The sequence below is a fragment of the Bifidobacterium amazonense genome, assembly GCF_018555435.2.
GTDB lineage: Bacteria > Actinomycetota > Actinomycetes > Actinomycetales > Bifidobacteriaceae > Bifidobacterium > Bifidobacterium amazonense.
This window is the reverse complement of sequence record NZ_JAFEJT020000004.1, coordinates 32,576-53,028: the sequence shown is the minus strand read 5'-3', so window position 1 is coordinate 53,028 and position 20,453 is coordinate 32,576. Positions and strand designations below refer to the sequence as shown.

Below are 20,453 nucleotides of genomic sequence, written 5' to 3'. Positions count from 1 at the left end.
TCGTTCGTGTGACGCGGTCCTCGGCGCGGGCGTTCGTCCGGGTTCCCGGCTGGGATCGCCAGCCGGGAAGCGCTAGTCGAGATCCTTGAGGAACGCCTCCGCCTCACGCACCAGCTGCTCGCATGCGGGCCCGCCGAGGGATGCCTCCCGGCGGGCCTTTTCATGTCTGTCGTATTTGGCTTCCAGATGGCGCACGTATTCGTTCAGCGCGTCGTTGCGCTGCGCCAGCATCGAGGCCTTGGACCGCCATTCGTCTGCCTTGCGCGGCAGATCGCCCGTTTCAAGGCAGACGCCCAGCAGTTCGGAGATCCGGTCGAGCAGCTCGAGCGTGGCCTGCGGGCAGTCCCCGTCGCCCAGATACTGGGGGATGGACGCCCACATCGTCGTCGTATCGAATCCTTCCTGCGAGGCGATGTCGTCGAGGATCGTCGGAATGCCGACCGGGCCGCTGTACCGCTGGTCGGGGTCGACCGACGCGTTCTCGCAGTCCACGTCCACCGGCAGGGGGCGCGTGTGCGGGCAGTCTGCGAACATCGAGCCGAGCGTGACGATATGCGTCACGTCCAGCTCGTCGGCGATGCGCAACGATTCAAGACAGTATTCACGCCAGCGATAGTTCGGTTCGGGCGCGAGCTGGGCGATTACATGACGATCGGGCGCGACTTCGATGTCGTAGAACGCGGTCTGCGGCCAGACGATGCGGCGTCGGCCGGTGGCGTGGCAGACGATGGGGCGCGTCTGCTGATAGTCATAGAACCCGTCGCAGCGGATGCGGCGCACCTCGCACGATGCGTAGATGGCGGTCAGGTGCCGTATGACGTTCGTCGCGGCCTGGCATGCGTCGTTCCATCCCTCGAACGCGGCGATCATCACCGTACCGCGTTGCGTTGCGTCTTCCTTCATACCTTCTAATGTAACCGGTTCGAAAACCCTTGGAATTCCTTATGCCGGAGGCGTATCGACAGGGATGTCCCCAATGCGCATGCAGTGTGCGACACGCCGGGGTTTGCGTGGGCTGCCGATCCGTGTATAGTAATCACTCGTGCTCAGGCGGCGGTAAGCTGCCGGGAAGCATCGCGGACATAGCTTAGTTGGTAAAGCGCAACCTTGCCAAGGTTGAGACCGCGGGTTCGAGTCCCGTTGTCCGCTCTAAGGTCCGATGAGTTGACGACCTTTGCGGTGGGTTAGCCAAGCGGTTAGGCAGCGGCCTGCAAAGCCGTATAGACGAGTTCGACTCTCGTACCCACCTCTTAGTCGGCCGAAGCGATTCGGTCGGTTGCATAAGACCCGGGCGGTTGGCGCAGAGGTAGCGCACTTCCCTGACACGGAAGGGGTCACAAGTTCGAATCTTGTATCGCCCACGAGTGCTTGGCATTCACAATTGAACATCGGGTGATTGGCGCAGCGGCTAGCGCACTTCCTTCACACGGAAGGGGTCGTAGGTTCGATTCCTACATCACCCACGAGCGTGGCAACACGTTTCGGGGCTATGGCGCAGCTGGTAGCGCATCTCCATGGCATGGAGAGGGTCAGGGGTTCGAATCCCCTTAGCTCCACTGGAATCCGCTTCTCACGGTGGAATCCTTTGCGGACATAGCTTAGTTGGTAAAGCGCAACCTTGCCAAGGTTGAGACCGCGGGTCCGAGTCCCGTTGTCCGCTCCGGTCGAAAGGCTCCCGAAAGGGAGCCTTTCTTTATTTTCCGCCATCTTGCATGCATGACGTCGTCCGCCGGCTCCGCGACCTGGGAACGTTCACGGCCAATGTCGGCACTCGATCCTATGGTGTCGCATGTTGATTAACCAGTCCAGGCCTGCCCATTGGTAACGCGGGCCCCGATAGCAAAGGACAAATCATGGCGCAAGCTACCATCTCCATTACAGTCAACGGCGAAGCGAAGGAGGTGGAAGCTACCACCACCGGCACCGAACTGTTCGCGGACGACAAGAACATCATCGCCGTGCGCCTCAACGGCGAACTGCGTGATCTGTACACGCCGCTTGCGGACGGCGACACGGTCGAGTCCGTCGCGCTCGACAGCGAGGACGGCCTCGGCATCATGCGCCACTCCGCGACGCACGTCATGGCCCAGGCCGTGCAGGAACTGTTCCCGAACGCCAAGCTCGGCGTCGGCCCGATCATCAAGGACGGCTTCTACTACGACTTCCAGGTCGACCAGCCGTTCACGCCGGACGACCTGAAAACAATCGAGAAGCACATGCAGCGGATCATCAAGTCCGCGCAGTCCTTCCGCCGCCGCGTCGTCACCGAGGAGGAGGCGCTCAAGGAGGAGGCCGACCAGCCGTTCAAGATCGAGCTGATCCAGGACAAGGAAGCGCATCTCGACCCGTCCACCGCCACCGAGATCTCCGGCAAGGAGCTGAGCTTCTACGACAACGTCGACCGCGACGGCAACGTCGTGTGGAAGGACCTGTGTCGTGGCCCGCACCTGCCGAACACGCACTTCATCAAGGCGTTCAAGATCGAGCGTTCCGCCGCCGCCTACTGGCGCGGCAGCGAGAAGAACCCGACCATGCAGCGCATCTACGGCACCGCATGGGCCACCAAGGAGGACCTCAAGGCCTACCAGACCCGTCTTGAGGAGGCCGCCAAGCGCGACCACCGCAAGCTCGGCGCCGAGATGGACCTGTTCTCCTTCCCGGAGGAGATCGGACCGGGCCTGGCGGTGTTCCATCCGAAGGGCGCCGCGGTCATCAACGCGATGGAGGACTACTCGCGCGAGATGCACCGCAAGTACCACTACAGCTTCGTGCAGACCCCGCACATCACCAAGGGCGGCCTGTACGAGACCTCCGGCCACCTGCACTGGTACAAGGACTCCATGTACCCGGCCATGCGCCTGGACGAGGAACGCGACGCGGACGGCAACATCACCAAGCAGGGCTTCGACTACTACCTCAAGCCGATGAACTGCCCGATGCACAACCTCATCTTCAAGTCCCGCCAGCGCTCCTACAAGGAGCTGCCGCTGCGCCTGTTCGAGTTCGGCACCGTGTACCGCTACGAGAAGTCCGGCGAGGTCCACGGCCTGACCCGCGTGCGCGGCCTTACGCAGGACGACTCCCACATCTACTGCACGCGCGAGCAGATGAAGGGCGAACTGACCAACCTGCTCACCTTCGTGCTCAAGGTGCTGCGCGACTTCGGCCTGGACGACTTCTACCTCGAGCTGTCCACCAAGGACCCGGACAAGTACGTCGGCTCCGACGAGATCTGGGAGGAGGCGACCAACACGCTCGCCGAGGTTGCCAAGGACTCCGGTCTGACCCTCGTGGCCGATCCGGGCGGCGCCGCGTTCTACGGCCCGAAGATCTCCGTGCAGGCCCGTGACGCGATCGGCCGCACCTGGCAGGTGTCGACCATCCAGCTTGACTTCAACCTGCCCGAGCGCTTCCAGCTTGAGTACATCGCGGCCGATGGCACGCATCAGCGCCCGGTCATGATCCATCGTGCGTTGTTCGGCTCCATCGAGCGCTTCTTCGCCGTGCTGCTCGAGCACTACGCGGGCGCGTTCCCGGTGTGGCTCGCCCCGGTGCAGGTGCTCGGCATCCCGGTCGCCGACGAGTTCGCGCCGCATCTGGCCGGCTTCGTCAAGTCCCTCGAGGACGAGATGGTCCGCTGCGAGATCGACTACTCCGACGACCGCTTCGGCAAGAAGATCCGCAATGCCTCCAAGTCCAAGACGCCGTTCATCCTCATCGTCGGCGAGGAGGACATGAAGAACAACGCGGTCAGCTTCCGCTTCCGCGACGGCAGCCAGCTCAACGGCGTGCCGGTCGACCAGGCGCGCGAGCAGATCCTCGACGTGATCAAGAAGCGCGTCCAGGTCAACTCCGTGGACGACTTCAAGGCCGCTGTGGCCGCGCCGGCCGAGGACTGATCCGGTCCGATTGCAGAGGTGTTCCGTGGGACGTGAGTGCGTCCGTCCCGCGGAACACCTGTGTCCGGCGCTTTGCCGACGCCGCTGGCAGTTGTCTGCAAAGCGCTCTAAACTTATCCCGTTTGCCAGTTTTATTCGTAGATCTGTAGGAGCATTATGTCAGGTCATTCCAAGTGGGCGACCACCAAGCACAAGAAGGCCGCCATCGACGCCAAGCGCGGCAAGCTGTTCGCCAAGCTCATCAAGAACATCGAGATCGCGGCCCGCATGGGCGGCGGCGACCCGGACGGCAACCCGTCCCTGTACGACGCCATCTACAAGGCCAAGAAGGCCTCGATGCCGGCCGACAACATCAAGCGCGCCGTCAAGCGCGGCTCCGGTGAGGAAGCCGGCGGCGCCAACTACGAGGACATCGTCTACGAGGGCTACGCCCCCGCCGGCGTCGGCCTGATCATCGAGTGCCTGACCGACAACCGCAACCGCGCGGCCGCCGAAGTGCGCTCCACCCTGACCAAGGGCAACGGCTCGCTGGCCACCTCCGGCTCCGTGTCCTTCAACTTCGAGCGCAAGGGACAGATCGAGGTCCCGAGCGAGGGCGTCGACTTCGACGACCTGTTCGAGAAGGCCGGCGACGCGGGCGCCGAGGACGTGATCGACGACGGCGACGTGTTCACCGTCATCACCGATCCGTCTGACCTACACACCGTGCGCAAGGTTCTGCAGGACGCCGGTTTCGACTACGACTCCGCCGATATGGTGATGCGTCCGAAGAACGAGGTCGAGCTGAGCCTCGAAGACGCCCGCAAGGTCTCCAAGCTCATCGACAACCTCGACGATCTGGACGACGTGCAGAACATCTACTCCAACTGGACCGCCTCCGACGAGGTCATGGCCCAGCTCGACGAGGAGTAATCCTCGCGTGATCATCCTTGGCGTTGACCCCGGGCTCACCCGCTGCGGGGTCGGCGTGATCGAAGCCGGCGCACACCGCCGGCTTTCTTTTGTTCACGTCGACGTCGTCCGCTCGTCGCCCGACATGTCGCAGGATCTGCGACTGCTGGCGATCTACAACGGCCTGGCGGCCAAAATCGACCGGTTCGCGCCCGACACGGTCTCCATCGAGCGCGTGTTCGCGCAGGAGAACCGCAACACCGTGCTCGGCACCGCGCAGGCGGCCGGCATGGCCATGCTCGCCGCAGCGCAGCGCGGCATACCGGTGGCATTGCACACGCCGACCGAATCGAAGCTGGCCATCACCGGCAACGGGCATGCGCTCAAGCCACAGATGGAACGTATGGTCGCCCGCATCCTGGGACTCAACGAACCGCCCACCCCGGCCGATGCGGCCGACGCGCTGGCCATCGCCATCTGCCATGCGCTGCGCCCGGCCGGCGCGCTGCAGGGCGGGGAGCGCGAGCAGCATCTGACGCCGGCGCAGCGACAGTGGGCGCAGGCCGCGCAGCGCTCGTCCGGACGCGGCCGGCGCAACGCGGATCGCGGCATGTGACACGCGTGCGTCCCTTCCGTCGAGCGCCTCATATAGACTATCGAACAGATGTTCGACGTTCCGGCCGTTTCCCGGGGCGTCGCGGCCGATGGGAACGATAGGGGATTGCCATGATCGGAATGCTGAACGGGCGCGTCGTGGAGGTGAACGCGGACAACGTCCTGATCGAGGTGGGCGGGGTCGGCTATGAGACTCGCATGCCGTCCGCGGATCTCGCCTCGCTGCGCTCGGGGCAGGAGACGCGCGTCTACACCTCCCTGAGCGTCTCCCAGGACGCCATCACGCTGTTCGGCTTCCTGTCTCTGGCCTCCAAGCGCATGTTCCTCCAGTTGCAGAAGGTCAGCGGCATAGGCCCCAAGGTCGCCCTGTCGCTGCTGTCCACGCTGCCGCCCGACCGTCTGGCCAGGGCGGTGGCCGACGGCGACGCCACGGCCCTCGCCAAGGCCCCCGGTCTGGGCAAGAAGGGCGCGCAGAAGATCATCCTCGAGCTCAAGGGGTCCATCGATCTCGATGCAATCGAATCCGGCCACGGCACCGCCTCGCGGCAGACCGGTGCGGACCCCAACTTGCGGCAGGTCGTGGAGGGACTGATGTCGCTCGGCTGGCGGCAGGCCGACGCCCAGACCGCGGTCGAGAACGTGTGCCGGGACAACGGCGTGGCCACGCCGTTGGCTGAGGACGATGTGCCGCGCGTGCTCAAACTCGCCCTGACCTCCCTTGATCGCGGAAGGTGACGCCCATATGGAAGACCGCATGGAATACGACGCCCAGACCAACACCGGCGCAAGGGAGGAATCCCTGCGCATGGTGTCCGCCGCACCGATCGGCAACGAACCCGTCAGCGACGAGGAGCTGCGCCCCCACGCGCTCGAGGGATTCATCGGCCAGCCGTTGCTCAAGGCGCAGCTGCAGCTGTTCCTTGACGCCGCACGCAAACGCGAGGTGCCGCCCGACCACATCCTGCTCGCCGGTCCTCCCGGACTCGGCAAGACCACGTTGGCGATGATCGTCGCCAACGAACTCAACGTGCCGATCCGAGTGACCTCGGGACCGGCCATCCAGCATGCCGGAGACCTCGCCTCCATTCTGAGCTCCCTGGACTCCGGTGAAGTGCTGTTCATCGACGAGATCCACCGTCTGCCCAGGGCCGCCGAAGAGCTGCTGTACATCGCGATGGAGGACTTCCGCGTCGACGTGATGGTCGGCAAGGGGCCGGGCGCCACGTCGATTCCGCTGACGCTGCCGCGATTCACCGTGATCGGCGCGACCACCCGCGAAGGCATGCTGCCGTCCCCGCTGCGGGCCCGTTTCGGCTTCACCGCGCACCTGGACTTCTACCCGCACGAGGAGCTGGAAAAGCTCATCGAACGCTCGGCGGCGGTGCTCGGCGTGAATCTGGGGGAGGGATCGGCCTATGAAATGGCCGTCCGGTCCCGTGGCACGCCGCGTATCGCCAACCGTCTGCTGCGCCGTGTGCGCGACTGGGCCATCGTCCATGACCTGGACATGGTGAATCCCGGGGACGTCAAGGAGGCTCTGTCGCTGTACCAGATCGATGCGGAAGGGCTCGACCGTCTCGACATCGCCGTGCTCAACGCCGTCGTCAGACAGTTCAACGGCGGGCCGGTCGGTCTGAACACGCTCTCCGCCATGGTGGGGGAGGAATCGGAGACGGTCGAGACCGTCTGCGAGCCGTATCTGGTTCGCGAGGGCTTCCTCATCCGCACACCCAAGGGGCGCGTGGCCACCGAAAAGGCCTGGTCCCATTTGGGCCTGGTCCCCAAGGACGATGTCAGCAAGCTATTCTAGACTTTTGGCCTTGGACATATGACCGCATGCCGGTGCGTGAGGCGTCGGCGTCTTTTTTCGAACCGTTAGGAGTACCGCCTTGCCAGCAGAGTCCATGAACCTCATCATGATCGTCTTCCTCGTCTTCATGATCGCCCTGATGTGGTGGCAGTCCAAGAAGGCCAAGAAGCAGCAGCAGGAAAAGCAGGACTTCCGCGCCAACCTGCAGCCCGGCACCGAGATCATCACCATCGGAGGTGTGATCGGCAAGGTCGTCTCCGTCGACGCGCAGTACGAGGAGATCGTCATCGACTCCGAAGGCTCCAAGCTGAGGTTCGGATTCAACGCCATCAGTCGCGAATACGTGCGCCCCGCGTACGTGAGCGACGACGATGTCGACGAGAACGGCAACCCTCTGCCGCAGGACGGGCAGGACGACGCTGACGAGGCGCAGGTGCCGGTGGACCGCGCCATCGAAGCGCCCGAGACCGACGAGGCGCAGGGCGAGACCAAGTAACACGAGCGGCCGCACGACCTCGAGTTTCCTTTATCCGAATACATCCTTCACGTAAGGCAGGTGCAGACCATGTCGCAATCCGATATCACCATCGCACGTTTGGCCGAGATCGGCCAGGACAACGCGGACTATCTCATCTCCCGTATTCGCTCGGTGCAGGGGTTCCCCAAGGAAGGCATCAACTTCCGCGATTTCATGCCGGTGCTCGCCGACCCGAAGGCGCTCGGGCTCATGCTCGATGCCCTTGAGGCCGCGCTGCCGGTACCTGCGGATTCATTCGACGCCATCGCGGGACTCGAGGCACGCGGTTTTCTGTTCGGACCCGCCCTGGCCGCGCGTCTCGGCAAGGGATTCATCGCCGTCCGCAAGGCGGGCAAACTGCCCCCTGAGACCATCGGCGAGTCGTATGATCTCGAATACGGCACCGCAAGCATCGAAATCGAGGCGAACATGGTCGGGGCCGGGGAGCGCGTGCTCATCGTCGACGATCTGATCGCCACCGGCGGCACGGCCAAGGCCGCGGCCGACCTCATCCGCCGCGCGGGTGGCGTGGTCGCGGGATTCAGCTTCGTGATGGAGCTCATCGGTCTTGACGGGCTCGCCGAGCTCGGCGACGTCCCCAGCAGCACGTTGGTGACAATGCCGGCCTAAGCGTGTCGGCACGTTTGACGTCACGCCCGCAGGATTCCGCCGGCAGGGGTTTCAGAGGATAGGATACATACCATGGATTTGTATGAATACCAGGCCAGGGAGCTGCTCGAGGAGCAGGACATTCCCGCGCCGAAGGCGATCTACGCCCAGAATTCGCACGAAGTCGCCGAGGCGGCCGACAAGCTCGGCTACCCGTGCGTCATCAAGGCCCAGGTCAAGATCGGCCACCGCGGACAGGCCGGCGGCGTCAAGCTGGCCCACAATCGCGACGAGGCCATCCTGCTGGCCGAAGGCATCCTGCCGATGACCATTCACGGGCACAAGGTCAACGGCGTGCTCGTCGCCGAGGCCAAGAACATCCTGCACGAATACTACGTGTCCATCTCCGTCGACCGCACCTCGCGCGACTACGACGTGCTGGCCACCGCCAACGGCGGCACCGAGGTCGAGGAGATCGCCCGGGAGCATCCCGAGGCGGTCAAGCGGCTGCACATCGACGCGCTTGGGGACTTCGACGAGGCCGCGGCCGTAGAGATGGCCAACAGCATCGGCTTCTACCATGCGGACGTGCACCAGGCCGCCGACATCCTGCTCAAGATGTGGCGGTGCTTCAAGGAGAACGACGCCACGCTCGTGGAGATCAACCCGCTCGCCAAGATCGGCGATCCGGACGATGAATCCTCCAAGTCGCTGTGCGCGCTCGATGCCAAGATCTCCCTCGACGACAACGCGGCGTTCCGCCACGACGGATGGGCCCGCTTCTCCGACAGCGTCGAAGCCGATCCGTATGAGACCCGCGCCCGTGAGCACGGCCTGCACTACGTGCACCTGCACGGCGAGGTCGGCGTGATCGGCAACGGCGCAGGACTGGTCATGAGTTCCCTCGACGCCGTCTCCGGCGCCGGCGAGGAGCAGGGCACCGGCGTCAAGCCCGCCAACTTCCTCGACATCGGCGGCGGCGCATCCGCTGCGGTGATGTGCGACAGCCTCGAGATCGTGCTGTCCGATCCTCAGGTCGAATCCGTGTTCGTCAACGTGTACGGCGGCATCACCTCCTGCGAGCAGGTGGCCAAGGGCATCCTCGAGGCGCTCGACAAGCTCAACGCCGCCAAGCCGATCGTCGTGCGCTTCGACGGCAACGCGGCGGCGGAAGGCCTGAGCATCCTCGCCCAGGCGGAAAACCCGAACCTGCACGTGGCCAAGACCATGGAGGAAGCGGCGCGGAAGGCCGCCCGCTTCGCCGCGGACGCAAAGGAGAACAACTGATGGCACTGTTCATCGAAGACGGAGCACCGGTCATCGTCCAGGGCATGACCGGCCATCAGGGCATGACCCACACCGCCCGCATGCTCAGGGCGGGCACCAACATCGTCGGCGGCACCAACCCGCGCAAGGCCGGAACGGTCATCGACTTCCCGGGCGCGAACACGGACGGCTCGGACGCGCACGTCCCCGTGTTCGCCACCTGCGCCGAGGCCCGCGAGAAGACCGGCGCCAAGGCCAGCGTCGTCTTCGTGCCGCCGAAGTTCGCCAAGGGAGCCGTCGTCGAAGCCGTCGAGGCGGGCATCGAACTCATCGTCGTCATCACTGAGGGCATCCCGGTGGCGGACAGCGCCTACTTCGTCGAACTCGCCCTGCGCAAGGGCGTGCGCATCGTCGGCCCGAACTGCCCGGGCCTGATGACCCTGCCCTCCACGCCGGAATCCCACGGCGTGAACCTCGGCATCATCCCCGACGGCATCGTCTCGCGCGGTCCGCTCGGACTGGTGTCCAAATCCGGCACGCTCACCTATCAGCTGATGGGCGAGCTGTCCGACATCGGCTTCACCGCGTGCCTCGGCGCCGGCGGCGATCCGATCGTCGGCACCACGCTGCTTGAGGCGCTGCAGGCGTTCGAAGCCGACGAGGCCACCAAGGCCGTCGTCATGATCGGCGAGATCGGCGGCACCGCGGAACAGGACGCCGCGCAGTGGGCCGCGGAGCATATGACCAAGCCCGTCGTCGCCTACATCGCCGGCTTCACCGCGCCTGAAGGCAAGCAGATGGGCCACGCCGGAGCCATCGTCTCCGGAGGCAAGGGCACCGCGAAGGACAAGAAGGAGGTGCTGGAGGCCGTCGGCATCCGGGTCGGCCGGACTCCGGGACAGACCGCCGACATCATGCGCGAGGTGCTTGCCGAACACTCGCTGATATGATCGCACGTCTCAAATCCCTGCTCAAAGGCGTGGGAACCGCGGCCGCGGCGATGGCGGTGTTCGCCATCGCCCTCGGCTGTTTCATGGCCCTTATGCTGCTGGTCATCTCCATGGAAGAGGGCGGCGACAACCTGTCCGCCCACTCGCTGTCGTTGACGGCGGCGGTCGTGCTGCTCAGCCAGGGCTCCGGATTCACCGTGGGACCGGTCCGACTGACGCTCATGCCGCTGCTGCTCACCGTGCTGCTCATCGCGCTGGTACGGGCGTTCGCGCAGCGCATGTCATGCGACGCGCCTGGATACATCGGCGGACTGATCACATGGATGATGTTCGACGGACTGTTCCGCGACGGCACGACCGTGGAACTGCATGACGACCTGCTGGTGACGCTCGGCAAAGGGGCGCTGGTGTTCTCCATCGGCTACCTGTCGGCCGCCGTGCCGGTTTCGCTGACCGTCGCCAGAATCGCGCAATGGCTGAAGACCTCGGTCGCCGAACGGCTGCGCGGAACGATCCGCACCGGGGTCGTGACGGCCGTGTCGCTGATGCTGTGCTATCTGTCCTTCGGACTGATCACCGTGATCGTTTGGGCGGTGCGCAACCATGCGGCGATGGCCAAACTGTTCGACCTGCTCGCCATGGGCACCGGATCGCGCATCCTGACCACCGTCGCTTGCGTGGCATGGCTGCCGAACCTGTGCATCTGGGCCGTTTCCTGGCTGTTCGGCGCGGGTTTCTCCATTGGGGATCTCGGTTCGTTCACGCTGTGGATCGGACAGTCCACCGCCCTGCCGTCGATCCCGGTGTTCGGCCTGTTTCCCGAGCCGGTGGATAATCAGACGATCCGGGCGCTGCTCGTGTCCATCCCGCTGGCCTGCGGCCTGATCGCCGGCCTGGCGGCGATGTGGTCGAAGCGTGGGTTCGCGATGAACGTGGATGTCGCGAACAGCCAGCCCGACGCCGAACTCGTCATGTCGTTCGCATATCCCGCAGGCGGGTTCTGCATATCGTGCGCGATGCTTTCGATCGCCTCCTCCCTGCTGTTCGTCGTCTCCAACGGCGGACTGGGCAAGGAACGGCTCGCCGTCATGGGCGTCGACGTGATCCAGTCCACCCAATCGGTCGGCCGTCCGACGGCGTTGGGGCTGCTCGCCGCATGGCTGCTGTCGCTGGTTGGCGTCGCGGCCGTTTTCGGGATACGCTGGGCCTCACGACGAGTGCGCGCACGCGGCCGGTCCGCGTCCACGGACGAGGAGGCCACCACGGCCACGGCCGCGCAAGACGTGCCCTCTACCGGGCCACAACAGGAATCAGCAACCAAGGAGGAACAGGATGACGAACACGAGCCGACCAATACGACGGGCACTGGTATCCGTCTTCCATAAGGAAGGCATCGAAGTCCTTGCCCAGGCCTTCATCAAGGCCGGCGTCGAAGTGGTCTCCACCGGCTCCACGGCGAAGAAGCTCGCCGAACTGGGCGTGGACGTGACCGAGGTCTCCCAGGTCACCGGCTTCCCGGAAAGCCTTGACGGCCGCGTCAAGACGCTGGACCCGCACATCCATGCCGGCATCCTCGCCGATATGACCAATCCCGACCACGTCGCCCAGCTCGAGCAGCTCGGCATCAAGCCGTTCGACCTCGTGGTCGTCAACCTCTATCCGTTCGCCGACACCGTGCGCTCCGGCGCGGACGAGGCGGCCACGATCGAAAAGATCGACATCGGCGGCCCGTCCATGGTCCGCGGCGCGGCCAAGAACAGCGCCACCGTCGCGATCGTCACCGATCCGGCCGACTATGCGCTGGTCGCAGAGCGCGTGGCCGACGGCCGCGGCTTCGACCTTGCGGAACGCCGTTGGCTTGCCGCCAAGGCGTTCGCTCACACCGCCGCATACGATGCGACGATCAACGAATGGACGTCGAAGCATTGGCCGAAGCCGGACACCGTCGACGAAACCGAGCATGACGACCAGAACGCTCCCGTCGACGACGCCAAGTTCCCGGCGGCGTTCACCCGCACGTGGGATCGCGCACACGTGCTGCGCTACGGCGAAAACCCGCACCAGCAGGCCGCGCTGTACATCGACCCGCTGCACCGCGACGGCTTCGCCCACGCCGAACAGCTCGGCGGCAAGCCGATGAGCTACAACAACTACGTGGACGCCGACGCCGCATGGCGCGCCGTGTGGGACTTCGCCCCGCAGATCGCCGTCGCCGTCGTCAAGCACAACAACCCGTGCGGCCTGGCGATCGGCGCCACCGCCGCCGAGGCGCACAAGAAGGCTCACGCCTGCGATCCGATGAGCGCGTACGGCGGCGTGATCGCCTGCAACACCACCGTCACCCTCGAGATGGCGGAGAGCGTGCGCCCGATCTTCACCGAGGTCATCGTGGCCCCCTCCTACGATCCGGAGGCCCTCGAACTGCTGCAGACCAAGAAGAAGAACCTGCGCATCCTCAAGGTGGCCGAGCCGCCGAAGGGCCATGAGCAGATCCGTCAGATCGACGGCGGCCTGCTCGTGCAGACCACCGATCTCATCGACGCCCCCGGCGACGACCCGAACGGCTGGAAGCTCGTGTCCGGCGAGCCGGCCGACGCTGACACGCTCAACGATCTGCTGTTCGCCTGGCGTGCGATCCGCTGCGTCAAGTCGAACGCGATCCTGCTCGCGCACGATCAGGCGACGGTCGGCATCGGCATGGGCCAGGTCAACCGCGTCGACTCGTGCAACCTCGCGGTCGAGCGCGCCAACACGCTGGCCGACGGCGCCGATCGCGCCACCGGCTCCGTGGCCGCGTCCGACGCGTTCTTCCCGTTCGCCGACGGCGCCGAGATCCTCATCAAGGCCGGCGTGAAGGCGATCGTGCAGCCCGGCGGCTCCATCCGCGACGAGGAAGTGATCGAGGCCGCCAAGCAGGCCGGCGTGACCATGTACCTGACCGGCACCCGCCACTTCTTCCACTGATCCACTCCAGATCCATCACCGGCCGGCGTCCGCAGCCCTTCCCTCGGTCGCCGGCCGGCCCCGAGAAAGGCGGCATCATGCATGACCATCCGTTCGTCTCCGAGGCGCACGAAGGCAAGCCATGGTTCGAATGGCTCGTCGGCGCCGTCGTGGTGGTCGCCGTGGCCGTCGCCGCCCTCGGATACACGATGGCCGCAACCGTGATCATCGCGGTTGCGGCCATCGTCACCGGGCTGCTGCGTCTCATTCTGCGCGAACGCAGCCCATGGAAGGTACGCTCAGTGGCGTTCGACTCCTTCATCGGCATCGCTCTGGGCGTCGGCCTGCTGGCCAGCTACCTCGCCATATACATGCTCGTCTGAACCTTCGAAGCCGGTCTCGCCATCCTGCGACGCGCCGGCGGTCTCGGCGGCATCTCCAGCGACGGCCGCGTCATCCGGCGCGGCCGTCCGCTTATGCTTGGCCGACTGCGCCATCTGGGCGACGATCATCGCCAGCGAGACCACGGCGGCCGCCAGCACCGGGCACACCCAGAACACCCACAGCTGGCCGAGCGGTTCGACGGTCAGCCCCTGACCCTGCGCGAACAGCGCGATGCCGGTGGCACGGGCCGGGTTGAGCGCCGCGCCCGTGATCGGATAGGTGATCGCCGCGCCGACGCCGTAGGCGACGCCCATCGCCGCCGTGCCGCTCGTGGAGCTTGCGAACCGGCGCAGCGAGGTGCCGACGATGATCAGCGAGGCGACCACCTCGACGACGATGGCCATCGTGATGCCGAAGCTGATGCCCACGGAATTCACCGTCGAATAGGAGACGGAACCCTCCGCATAACCGTTGACGGCAGGGGTGAGCCACACCTTCTCGGCGATCGAGCTGGACGTGGGCAGCATGAACCGCAGCACGGCGCCGGCGCCGATCGCGCCGACGACCTGCGCGACGACATACGCGACGCCGTCGATCGCCGGAGTCCTGGACACCAGCACCGAGGCGAGCGTCACCGCGGGATTCAGCTGCGCGTCGGACACGCCGGACAGCAGCATGGTCACCCCGGCGTACGCCAGCGCCGTACCCACGGCGATGAACGCCATGTTCGCGCCGTAGATGGATGTGCCGAACGAGCCGATCGCATAGAGCGCGAAGCAGACCAGGAACGAGCCGGCCAGTTCGGCCAGCGCACGGACTGCCAGAGGAGTCGCGGGACGGCCGGACTCGACCGTCGTCTCGTCGGTCGTCACAGGCTGGGACGCCGCGTCCCGCGCGGAGGGCTCCCCGTAAACGTCTTGTGCTTCGAAAGCTGTCATAATCAATCCTCTTTAGATATCGTCGTCGCGGGATGCGCCCGCCGGACGACTGTCATAGTACCAGCTACCGCTGCGCCCGCCCCGGCGATGGCCCGGTCCGGAAGGGTCCTCCGTGCAATGCGGCACGCGACACGACATGAGGCGAGCGACTCGCGGACGGACTAGGGGAGCCGTTATCATAACCATGTCCATCATGCAAGCCGATGTTCGCATGATGTTGCATTTAGGAATAATCAGTAACGGGCGTACATACCACGTACGCAAGGCCACGTTGGGAGAACGATGCCAAACGCATATTCCCGCGCCGAGAAGGCGCATATCCATGATGATCGCAACGCCGTCCGCCTGCAGAAGATCCTTGCCCAGGCCGGATTCGGCTCCCGCCGCAAATGCGAGGAAATGATCACCGACGGCCGTGTCGAGGTCGACGGTGAACTGGTCACCGAGCTCGGCACCCGCGTCGATCTCGAGCACCAGCAGGTGCGCGTCGACGGTTCGCGCGTGCGCATCAACCCGAACCACGTCACGTTGGCGCTCAACAAGCCCAAGCGCGTTCTGAGCGCGATGGAGGACCCGAAGGGCCGCTACACGCTGCGTGACATCGTGGGCGACAAATACGAGCGTATCTTCCACATGGGCCGACTGGACTACGATTCGGAAGGCCTCATCCTCATGACGAACGACGGCGAGCTCAGCCAGCACGTCATGCACCCCAAGTACGAGGTCGAAAAGACCTACATCGCCACGATCGAAGGCAAGATCAGCGGCACCGTGTGCCGCCGCCTCGTCACCACCGGCGTGCAGCTCGACGACGGCTGGATCAAGCTCGACCACTGCGCGATCATCGATTCGAACCGCGACACCACGATCGTCAAGGTCGTGCTGCACTCCGGCAAGAACCGCATCGTGCGCCGCATCTTCGGCTCGATCGGCTTCCCGGTCAAGCGCCTCGTACGCACGCAGATCGGCCCGATCAAGCTCGGCGAGATCAAGCCCGGTTCCTACCGCGTGCTCTCGCAGACCGAGGTCCGTTCCCTGTCGAAGGCGGTGGGCCTGTGATCCGCGTCGCCATCGACGGCCCCGCCGGCGTGGGCAAGTCCTCCACGTCCAAGGCGCTGGCCAAATACTTCGGATTCGCCTACCTTGACACGGGCGCCATGTACCGTGCGTGCGCATGGTGGTGCCTGCACCGCGGCATCGATCTCGACGCCGCACCGGTCGACGAGCAGCTCGTCACCGAAACCGTGGGCGAATTCTTCACCGACGATCACTTCGACATCTCCGTCGATCCGGACGACGCGCGCGTGTTCGCCGACGGCGAGGACATCAGCGACGCGATCCGTTCGTCCGAGGTCTCGTCCCATGTCTCGAAGGTGTCCGGCATCGTGCCCGTGCGGCACGTGCTCGTCGCCGCTCAGCGGGCCCTCATCATGCGCGAATCCGCGGTCGACTCGTTCTCCGAGGGACGCGGCATCGTGGCCGAGGGCCGGGACATCACCACGGTCGTGGCCCCCGACGCCGAAGTGCGTGTGCTGCTCACCGCCCGCGAGGAGGTGCGTCAGGCCCGTCGTTCCGGACAGGCCGTCGCCGCCGGCTCGGTCGGCTCCGACGACGTCGCCGCCCGCGACAAGGCCGATTCGAAGGTGACGAGCTTCATGACCGCCGCCGACGGCGTCACCACGCTCGACAATTCGGACCTCGATTTCGAACAGACGCTCGACGCGCTCATCGGCATGGTCGAGGATGCGATCGAGGAGCAGGAGTACGAGCAGTATGTCGCCAACCTCGACGACTACGATCTGGACGAGGCCGACGAGGCGCTCGTCGCCAGCCGCGGACTGTCCGCCTCCGACCGGGGCGATGGTCCCAAGCAGGTCGGCGTGCTCGCCGTGATCGGACGACCGAACGTCGGCAAGTCCACGCTCGTCAACCGCATCCTCGGCCGGCGCGCCGCCGTCGTCGAGGACACGCCGGGTGTGACACGCGACCGCGTCAGCTACGACGCGGAATGGGCCGGCACCGACTTCAAACTCGTCGACACCGGCGGCTGGGAGGCCGACGTCGAAGGCATCGACTCGGCGATCGCCTCCCAGGCGCAGATCGCGATGCAGCTGTCCGACGCGGTCGTCTTCGTCGTCGACGGTTCGGTCGGCCTGACCGACACCGACGAGCGTATCGTCAAGCTGCTTCGCGCATCCGGCAAGCCGGTCACGCTCGCCGTCAACAAGATCGACGACGCGGCCAGCGAATACATGGCCGCCGAATTCTGGAAGCTCGGCCTAGGCGAGCCGCATTCGATCTCCGCCATGCACGGCAGGGGAGTGGGTGACCTGCTCGACGAGGCCATCGACTCGCTGAAGAAGGCGGAGAAGACCTCCGGCTTCCTCACCCCGACCAACCTGCGCCGCGTCGCGCTCGTCGGACGGCCGAACGTCGGCAAGTCGTCTCTGCTCAACCAGCTGGCGCATGAGGAGCGTACGGTCGTCAACGATCTGGCCGGCACCACGCGCGATCCGGTCGACGAGATCGTCCGCGTCGACGGCGAGGACTGGCTGTTCATCGACACGGCCGGCATCAAGCGCCGCCTGCACAAGCTGTCCGGCGCGGAATACTATTCGTCGCTGCGCACGCAGGCCGCGATCGAACGCTCCGAACTGGCGCTCGTGCTGTTCGACGCCTCCCAGCCGATCTCCGACCAGGATCTCAAGGTCATGAGCTCCGCCGTGGACGCGGGCCGTGCGATCGTGCTTGTGTTCAACAAGTGGGATCTCATGGACGAGTTCGGCCGCCAGCGCATGGAACGTCTGTGGAAGACCGAGTTCGAACGCGTGACATGGGCCTCGCGAGTGAACCTGTCGGCCAAGACCGGCTGGCATACGAACCGTCTGGCGCGAGCCATGCGCGAGGCGCTCGACTCGTGGGACAAGCGCATCCCCACCGGCAAGCTCAACGCGTTCCTCGGCCAGATCCAGGCCGCGCACCCGCACCCGCTGCGCGGCGGCAAGCAGCCCCGCATCCTGTTCGCCACGCAGGCCTCGACGCGCCCGCCGCGCTTCGTGATCTTCGCCACCGGCTTCCTTGAGCACGGCTATCGCCGCTATCTGGAGCGCTCGCTGCGCGAGGAGTTCGGCTTCGAAGGTTCGCCGATTCAGATCTCGGTGAACATCCGCGAAAAGAAGAAGCGCAAGTAGCGGTGGCGACGGTTACGGCGATGGTCCGCTCGGCCGTCGCCATCTGAAGCCGGCGCTGTGACGAGAGCGGCCCGTATGGCTATGCGTTGCCATACGGGCCGCTCGGCGTATCACGGGTCGTACTTGGTACGTGAGGACGGTGTGTGGATGTCCTCTCCGCCGGGATATCGTGCGATCGGCGGGAACACGCCGGCGGGAACACGCCGATTTGCGTTTTCCGATTCGTCTGGTAACTTATTCCACTGTTGCGCGATGCAACATCGGACCATAGCGCAGTTTGGTAGCGCACTTGACTGGGGGTCAAGGGGTTACTCAGTCGGACTGAGTGACACCGGACCTGAGGTCTACTGCCAACTGGGCTGAGGGCCAACGGCGAAAGCTGTATAATTGAAGACAGACACGATTAGACACGATGACGGTAACACCTCCGGTGTTTTTCCCACTCAGACACGACGTGAATAATCAGTCATTCGGACCATAGCGCAGTTTGGTAGCGCACTTGACTGGGGGTCAAGGGGTCGCGGGTTCAAATCCCGCTGGTCCGACTCTTTGAGAGGGTTGGGAATAGGCCGCTTTGCCTTACGGGAGTAGGGCAGAGCGGCTTTTTGCTATTAACTGTTTTTAATGTTTTTTAGCCGTGTTTTACGAAAAATGTGGGCAAAATGTGGGCACGGGGTGGGATTTGTTGTCCAAGATTCACCGCGACGTGTCGGTTACTATTTATAACCGTTTGTGCTATGATTCATGAACATGAGTCCAGCGGAATGCAAATGCCTGCGCGAGAGCATGGGATTGACCACGAAATGGCTCGCCGGCCGGTGGGGCGTGGCCGAGTACAGCGTCAAACGTTGGGAGCGGGACAGGCGGGTGCCGGACGATCTCGCCGCCGACCTCACCGGGCTCAGGAATTTGTTCGACCGGCTGGTGGGGGAAGGTGTCGATGAACGGGCGGACGCGATACCGGTGCCACGAGTGGACGCGGAATCACCGGACGACAAGCCCGCAGCCTGGCATCGGATCATCGCCCAACGTATCAGCGAACAGACCGACGGCAGGATCCTCTACTACGCGGACGCCGATCAGTAAGGGCGGGATCCGCGACAAACTGTCCGAAACGCAAATACCGCCCCGCGCCCTCCATTGCGGAGAGTGCGGGGCGGTGTGGTGTATTGGCTATTCTTTTGCCGCTCGGCTGAGGAACTGGACGAGGTTGTTGCTCTCAGTCTCGGTGAGGATGGTGTAGTTGCTGGTGGCCATGTCGTTGGCCTTGCAGAATGCCTCCCATTCGGCCCAAGTGCCGAACCCGTGGCGTTCGAGGGTGGGCGTGAGCCACCAGATCCCGCCGGTCTTTCCTGTCTTGCTGTTCTTGGTCGCGTACGCGTGACCTCCGCCTCTCGTGACGCGTTTCAGAGTCTCGTACGGATTGCCGTACGGCTGTTTGTTCGACGAGCCCTTGGGTGCGAACGTCCACACGCTCATCGCGATGTTGTACAGATCATCCTTGCTGATTGCCATGTCATCTCCATTCAGTTTCTGCTTGACGAGGTTAACGAATTTGTCCCATGAGTATCCGTAGCGAGTGAAATACGGCATGGGGTCCGTATGGTCCGACCCACCATAGGTTCGGGAGAACCACTGGTGCGGGTGCATGCGGTCCACGCTCCAACCATGGGCCTTGAGACGCTGCGCAACCACTTCGGCCGCGATCTGAATGCCCTTGGCGAAGTCCGCAGCGTTGGTGGCTTCGCAGATCTCCAGCCCCTCGCAGGTCGCGTTGCCGTTGCCGACCTGCCAGCACAGACGGTTGTAGGGCACGCAATGGTACGCGTCGGTCCAATCGGACACCAGGTGGACCGCGTAATCATAGTTACGGCTCCATAGATCCCGGTGGTTACGGGCCGTGGCTCCCGGATTCGCCGTCGAGTGGACCGCGAAGTACACAGGGGAAAGGTACCCATGCCCCTGATTGACGATGTCCTCCCGGATCGTGGTCATGCTCACTCCTCGGGATAGTCGGCCGACAGTGCGGCGGCGTCCTCCGCGGTGGCTGGAATGCCGAATCCGTCATACGCCGGCACGACATAACCATTGGCATCATCGGAATCCGTGGCGTCGGTCGCGACGGCCTCGCTGACCTCTGGCTGGTCGGCCGTGTTGCCGGACCGCTTCGCGAGCTTGATCGCATTAGTCACCTGTGCGCCCTCGTACGCGGCGTCGGTGACCACGTTATGAGTCCACCAGTTGTACACGGCCGAGATCACGGCGATCACGCCCAACACAGCCGCGGACACCTGATCCGACGTGAACGGCAATGGGTTGAGACCGGCGAGCGCGAGGCCGGCGCTGATGGTGGAGATGAGGTTGACGGCCAGGGCGGCGATGGCCTGGATGCGGGCCTGTGTCAGGCCGGGGATGGTTGTGGTGGCGTGGTCTGCCATGA

The 20,453-nt window shown here is 64.8% G+C and carries 19 protein-coding genes and 7 tRNA genes; 22 read left to right on the top strand and 4 right to left on the bottom strand.

Going from position 1 to position 20,453, the window contains the following annotated elements; translation table 11 throughout:
• Nucleotides 1-72: 72 nt before the first annotated feature.
• Nucleotides 73-903 carry a PAC2 family protein gene (locus JS533_RS01890; RefSeq protein WP_241512866.1) on the bottom strand — a complete coding sequence of 277 codons (831 nt, stop codon included), beginning with the start codon at nt 901-903 and terminating at the stop codon, nt 73-75.
• A 173-nt stretch (nt 904-1,076) separates the two neighbouring features.
• Between JS533_RS01890 and JS533_RS01885 the strand changes: the two genes are divergently transcribed.
• The 18 genes from JS533_RS01885 (at nt 1,077) to JS533_RS01800 (ending at nt 13,883) form a co-directional block, all read left to right on the top strand.
• Nucleotides 1,077-1,149, top strand: a tRNA-Gly gene (locus JS533_RS01885).
• Nucleotides 1,150-1,178: 29 nt separating this feature from the next.
• Nucleotides 1,179-1,249: transfer RNA gene (locus JS533_RS01880), tRNA-Cys, on the top strand.
• A gap of 40 nt (nt 1,250-1,289) precedes the next feature.
• Nucleotides 1,290-1,361: transfer RNA gene (locus tag JS533_RS01875), tRNA-Val, on the top strand.
• A 29-nt stretch (nt 1,362-1,390) separates the two neighbouring features.
• A tRNA-Val gene (locus JS533_RS01870) sits at nt 1,391-1,463 on the top strand.
• 20 nt (nt 1,464-1,483) lie between these two features.
• Nucleotides 1,484-1,556: transfer RNA gene (locus tag JS533_RS01865), tRNA-Ala, on the top strand.
• 31 nt (nt 1,557-1,587) lie between these two features.
• Nucleotides 1,588-1,660 (top strand) — tRNA-Gly (locus tag JS533_RS01860).
• A 193-nt stretch (nt 1,661-1,853) separates the two neighbouring features.
• Nucleotides 1,854-3,899, top strand: coding sequence for a threonine--tRNA ligase (gene thrS, locus JS533_RS01855; RefSeq protein ID WP_241512865.1), 2,046 nt, complete (start codon nt 1,854-1,856; stop codon nt 3,897-3,899).
• A gap of 156 nt (nt 3,900-4,055) precedes the next feature.
• Nucleotides 4,056-4,811, top strand: a complete 756-nt coding sequence (locus JS533_RS01850) for a YebC/PmpR family DNA-binding transcriptional regulator (protein WP_241512864.1) — start codon at nt 4,056-4,058, stop codon at nt 4,809-4,811.
• A 7-nt stretch (nt 4,812-4,818) separates the two neighbouring features.
• Entirely contained in the window at nt 4,819-5,406 is a 588-nt protein-coding gene (gene ruvC, locus JS533_RS01845) for a crossover junction endodeoxyribonuclease RuvC (protein WP_241512863.1), read from the top strand.
• Nucleotides 5,407-5,516: 110 nt separating this feature from the next.
• The gene (gene ruvA / locus JS533_RS01840; protein ID WP_241512862.1) at nt 5,517-6,140 is read left to right on the top strand and encodes a Holliday junction branch migration protein RuvA; all 624 of its coding nucleotides are present in this window, start codon (nt 5,517-5,519) and stop codon (nt 6,138-6,140) included.
• 7 nt (nt 6,141-6,147) lie between these two features.
• Nucleotides 6,148-7,215: a Holliday junction branch migration DNA helicase RuvB gene (gene ruvB, locus JS533_RS01835; protein WP_241512861.1), complete on the top strand. Its 1,068-nt coding sequence runs from the start codon at nt 6,148-6,150 to the stop codon at nt 7,213-7,215.
• Between the two features lie 94 nt (nt 7,216-7,309).
• The gene (gene yajC, locus JS533_RS01830; protein WP_241512900.1) at nt 7,310-7,711 is read left to right on the top strand and encodes a preprotein translocase subunit YajC; all 402 of its coding nucleotides are present in this window, start codon (nt 7,310-7,312) and stop codon (nt 7,709-7,711) included.
• Nucleotides 7,712-7,780: 69 nt separating this feature from the next.
• Nucleotides 7,781-8,362, top strand: a complete 582-nt coding sequence (locus JS533_RS01825) for an adenine phosphoribosyltransferase (RefSeq protein ID WP_241512860.1) — start codon at nt 7,781-7,783, stop codon at nt 8,360-8,362.
• Between the two features lie 72 nt (nt 8,363-8,434).
• Entirely contained in the window at nt 8,435-9,628 is a 1,194-nt protein-coding gene (gene sucC / locus JS533_RS01820) for an ADP-forming succinate--CoA ligase subunit beta (RefSeq protein ID WP_241512859.1), read from the top strand.
• Nucleotides 9,628-10,557: a succinate--CoA ligase subunit alpha gene (gene sucD, locus JS533_RS01815; RefSeq protein WP_241512858.1), complete on the top strand. Its 930-nt coding sequence runs from the start codon at nt 9,628-9,630 to the stop codon at nt 10,555-10,557. The genes sucC and sucD overlap by 1 nt, the downstream gene beginning before the upstream one ends.
• Nucleotides 10,554-11,942 carry a cell division protein PerM gene (locus JS533_RS01810; RefSeq protein WP_241512857.1) on the top strand — a complete coding sequence of 463 codons (1,389 nt, stop codon included), beginning with the start codon at nt 10,554-10,556 and terminating at the stop codon, nt 11,940-11,942. The genes sucD and JS533_RS01810 overlap by 4 nt, the downstream gene beginning before the upstream one ends.
• Complete coding sequence (gene purH / locus JS533_RS01805; protein WP_241512856.1) at nt 11,890-13,521, top strand: bifunctional phosphoribosylaminoimidazolecarboxamide formyltransferase/IMP cyclohydrolase; 1,632 nt, start codon at nt 11,890-11,892, stop codon at nt 13,519-13,521. Before JS533_RS01810 ends, purH begins: the two co-directional genes overlap by 53 nt.
• A 77-nt stretch (nt 13,522-13,598) precedes the next feature.
• Nucleotides 13,599-13,883: a DUF3017 domain-containing protein gene (locus JS533_RS01800; protein WP_241512855.1), complete on the top strand. Its 285-nt coding sequence runs from the start codon at nt 13,599-13,601 to the stop codon at nt 13,881-13,883.
• On the opposite strand, the gene JS533_RS01795 is transcribed toward JS533_RS01800, so the two are convergent.
• On the bottom strand, nt 13,800-14,822 hold the full coding sequence (locus JS533_RS01795; protein ID WP_241512854.1) for an MIP/aquaporin family protein: 1,023 nt from the start codon (nt 14,820-14,822) through the stop codon (nt 13,800-13,802). The genes JS533_RS01800 and JS533_RS01795 overlap by 84 nt on opposite strands.
• Nucleotides 14,823-15,104: 282 nt before the next feature.
• On the opposite strand from JS533_RS01795, the gene JS533_RS01790 reads away from it, so the two are divergent.
• From JS533_RS01790 to JS533_RS01775, 4 genes are all read left to right on the top strand, one after another.
• A complete protein-coding gene (locus JS533_RS01790; RefSeq protein WP_241512853.1) occupies nt 15,105-15,881 on the top strand; it encodes a pseudouridine synthase in 777 nt (258 codons plus the stop codon).
• The gene (gene der / locus JS533_RS01785; RefSeq protein WP_241512852.1) at nt 15,878-18,013 is read left to right on the top strand and encodes a bifunctional cytidylate kinase/GTPase Der; all 2,136 of its coding nucleotides are present in this window, start codon (nt 15,878-15,880) and stop codon (nt 18,011-18,013) included. The genes JS533_RS01790 and der overlap by 4 nt, the downstream gene beginning before the upstream one ends.
• Nucleotides 18,014-18,484: 471 nt before the next feature.
• A tRNA-Pro gene (locus tag JS533_RS01780) sits at nt 18,485-18,558 on the top strand.
• Nucleotides 18,559-18,763: 205 nt separating this feature from the next.
• Nucleotides 18,764-19,099 (top strand): helix-turn-helix domain-containing protein, encoded by a 336-nt coding sequence (locus JS533_RS01775; protein WP_241512851.1) that lies wholly within the window; start codon nt 18,764-18,766, stop codon nt 19,097-19,099.
• A gap of 87 nt (nt 19,100-19,186) precedes the next feature.
• On the opposite strand, the gene JS533_RS01770 is transcribed toward JS533_RS01775, so the two are convergent.
• Nucleotides 19,187-20,008 (bottom strand): peptidoglycan recognition protein family protein, encoded by an 822-nt coding sequence (locus JS533_RS01770; RefSeq protein WP_241512850.1) that lies wholly within the window; start codon nt 20,006-20,008, stop codon nt 19,187-19,189.
• A 2-nt stretch (nt 20,009-20,010) separates the two neighbouring features.
• Nucleotides 20,011-20,451, bottom strand: a complete 441-nt coding sequence (locus tag JS533_RS01765; protein ID WP_241512849.1) for a phage holin — start codon at nt 20,449-20,451, stop codon at nt 20,011-20,013.
• Between the last annotated feature and the right edge of the window lie 2 nt (nt 20,452-20,453).

Bases quoted from the DNA above. Each gene is read 5' to 3' on its own strand.
- JS533_RS01890 (WP_241512866.1), bottom strand. From the start codon at position 903: ATGAAGGAAGACGCAACGCAACGCGGTACGGTGATGATCGCCGCGTTC.
- thrS (WP_241512865.1), top strand. From the start codon at position 1,854: ATGGCGCAAGCTACCATCTCCATTACAGTCAACGGCGAAGCGAAGGAG.
- JS533_RS01850 (WP_241512864.1), top strand. From the start codon at position 4,056: ATGTCAGGTCATTCCAAGTGGGCGACCACCAAGCACAAGAAGGCCGCC.
- ruvA (WP_241512862.1), top strand. From the start codon at position 5,517: ATGATCGGAATGCTGAACGGGCGCGTCGTGGAGGTGAACGCGGACAAC.
- ruvB (WP_241512861.1), top strand. From the start codon at position 6,148: ATGGAAGACCGCATGGAATACGACGCCCAGACCAACACCGGCGCAAGG.
- yajC (WP_241512900.1), top strand. From the start codon at position 7,310: ATGAACCTCATCATGATCGTCTTCCTCGTCTTCATGATCGCCCTGATG.
- JS533_RS01825 (WP_241512860.1), top strand. From the start codon at position 7,781: ATGTCGCAATCCGATATCACCATCGCACGTTTGGCCGAGATCGGCCAG.
- sucC (WP_241512859.1), top strand. From the start codon at position 8,435: ATGGATTTGTATGAATACCAGGCCAGGGAGCTGCTCGAGGAGCAGGAC.
- sucD (WP_241512858.1), top strand. From the start codon at position 9,628: ATGGCACTGTTCATCGAAGACGGAGCACCGGTCATCGTCCAGGGCATG.
- JS533_RS01810 (WP_241512857.1), top strand. From the start codon at position 10,554: ATGATCGCACGTCTCAAATCCCTGCTCAAAGGCGTGGGAACCGCGGCC.
- purH (WP_241512856.1), top strand. From the start codon at position 11,890: ATGACGAACACGAGCCGACCAATACGACGGGCACTGGTATCCGTCTTC.
- JS533_RS01800 (WP_241512855.1), top strand. From the start codon at position 13,599: ATGCATGACCATCCGTTCGTCTCCGAGGCGCACGAAGGCAAGCCATGG.
- JS533_RS01795 (WP_241512854.1), bottom strand. From the start codon at position 14,822: ATGACAGCTTTCGAAGCACAAGACGTTTACGGGGAGCCCTCCGCGCGG.
- JS533_RS01790 (WP_241512853.1), top strand. From the start codon at position 15,105: ATGCCAAACGCATATTCCCGCGCCGAGAAGGCGCATATCCATGATGAT.
- JS533_RS01775 (WP_241512851.1), top strand. From the start codon at position 18,764: ATGAGTCCAGCGGAATGCAAATGCCTGCGCGAGAGCATGGGATTGACC.
- JS533_RS01770 (WP_241512850.1), bottom strand. From the start codon at position 20,008: ATGACCACGATCCGGGAGGACATCGTCAATCAGGGGCATGGGTACCTT.
- JS533_RS01765 (WP_241512849.1), bottom strand. From the start codon at position 20,451: ATGGCAGACCACGCCACCACAACCATCCCCGGCCTGACACAGGCCCGC.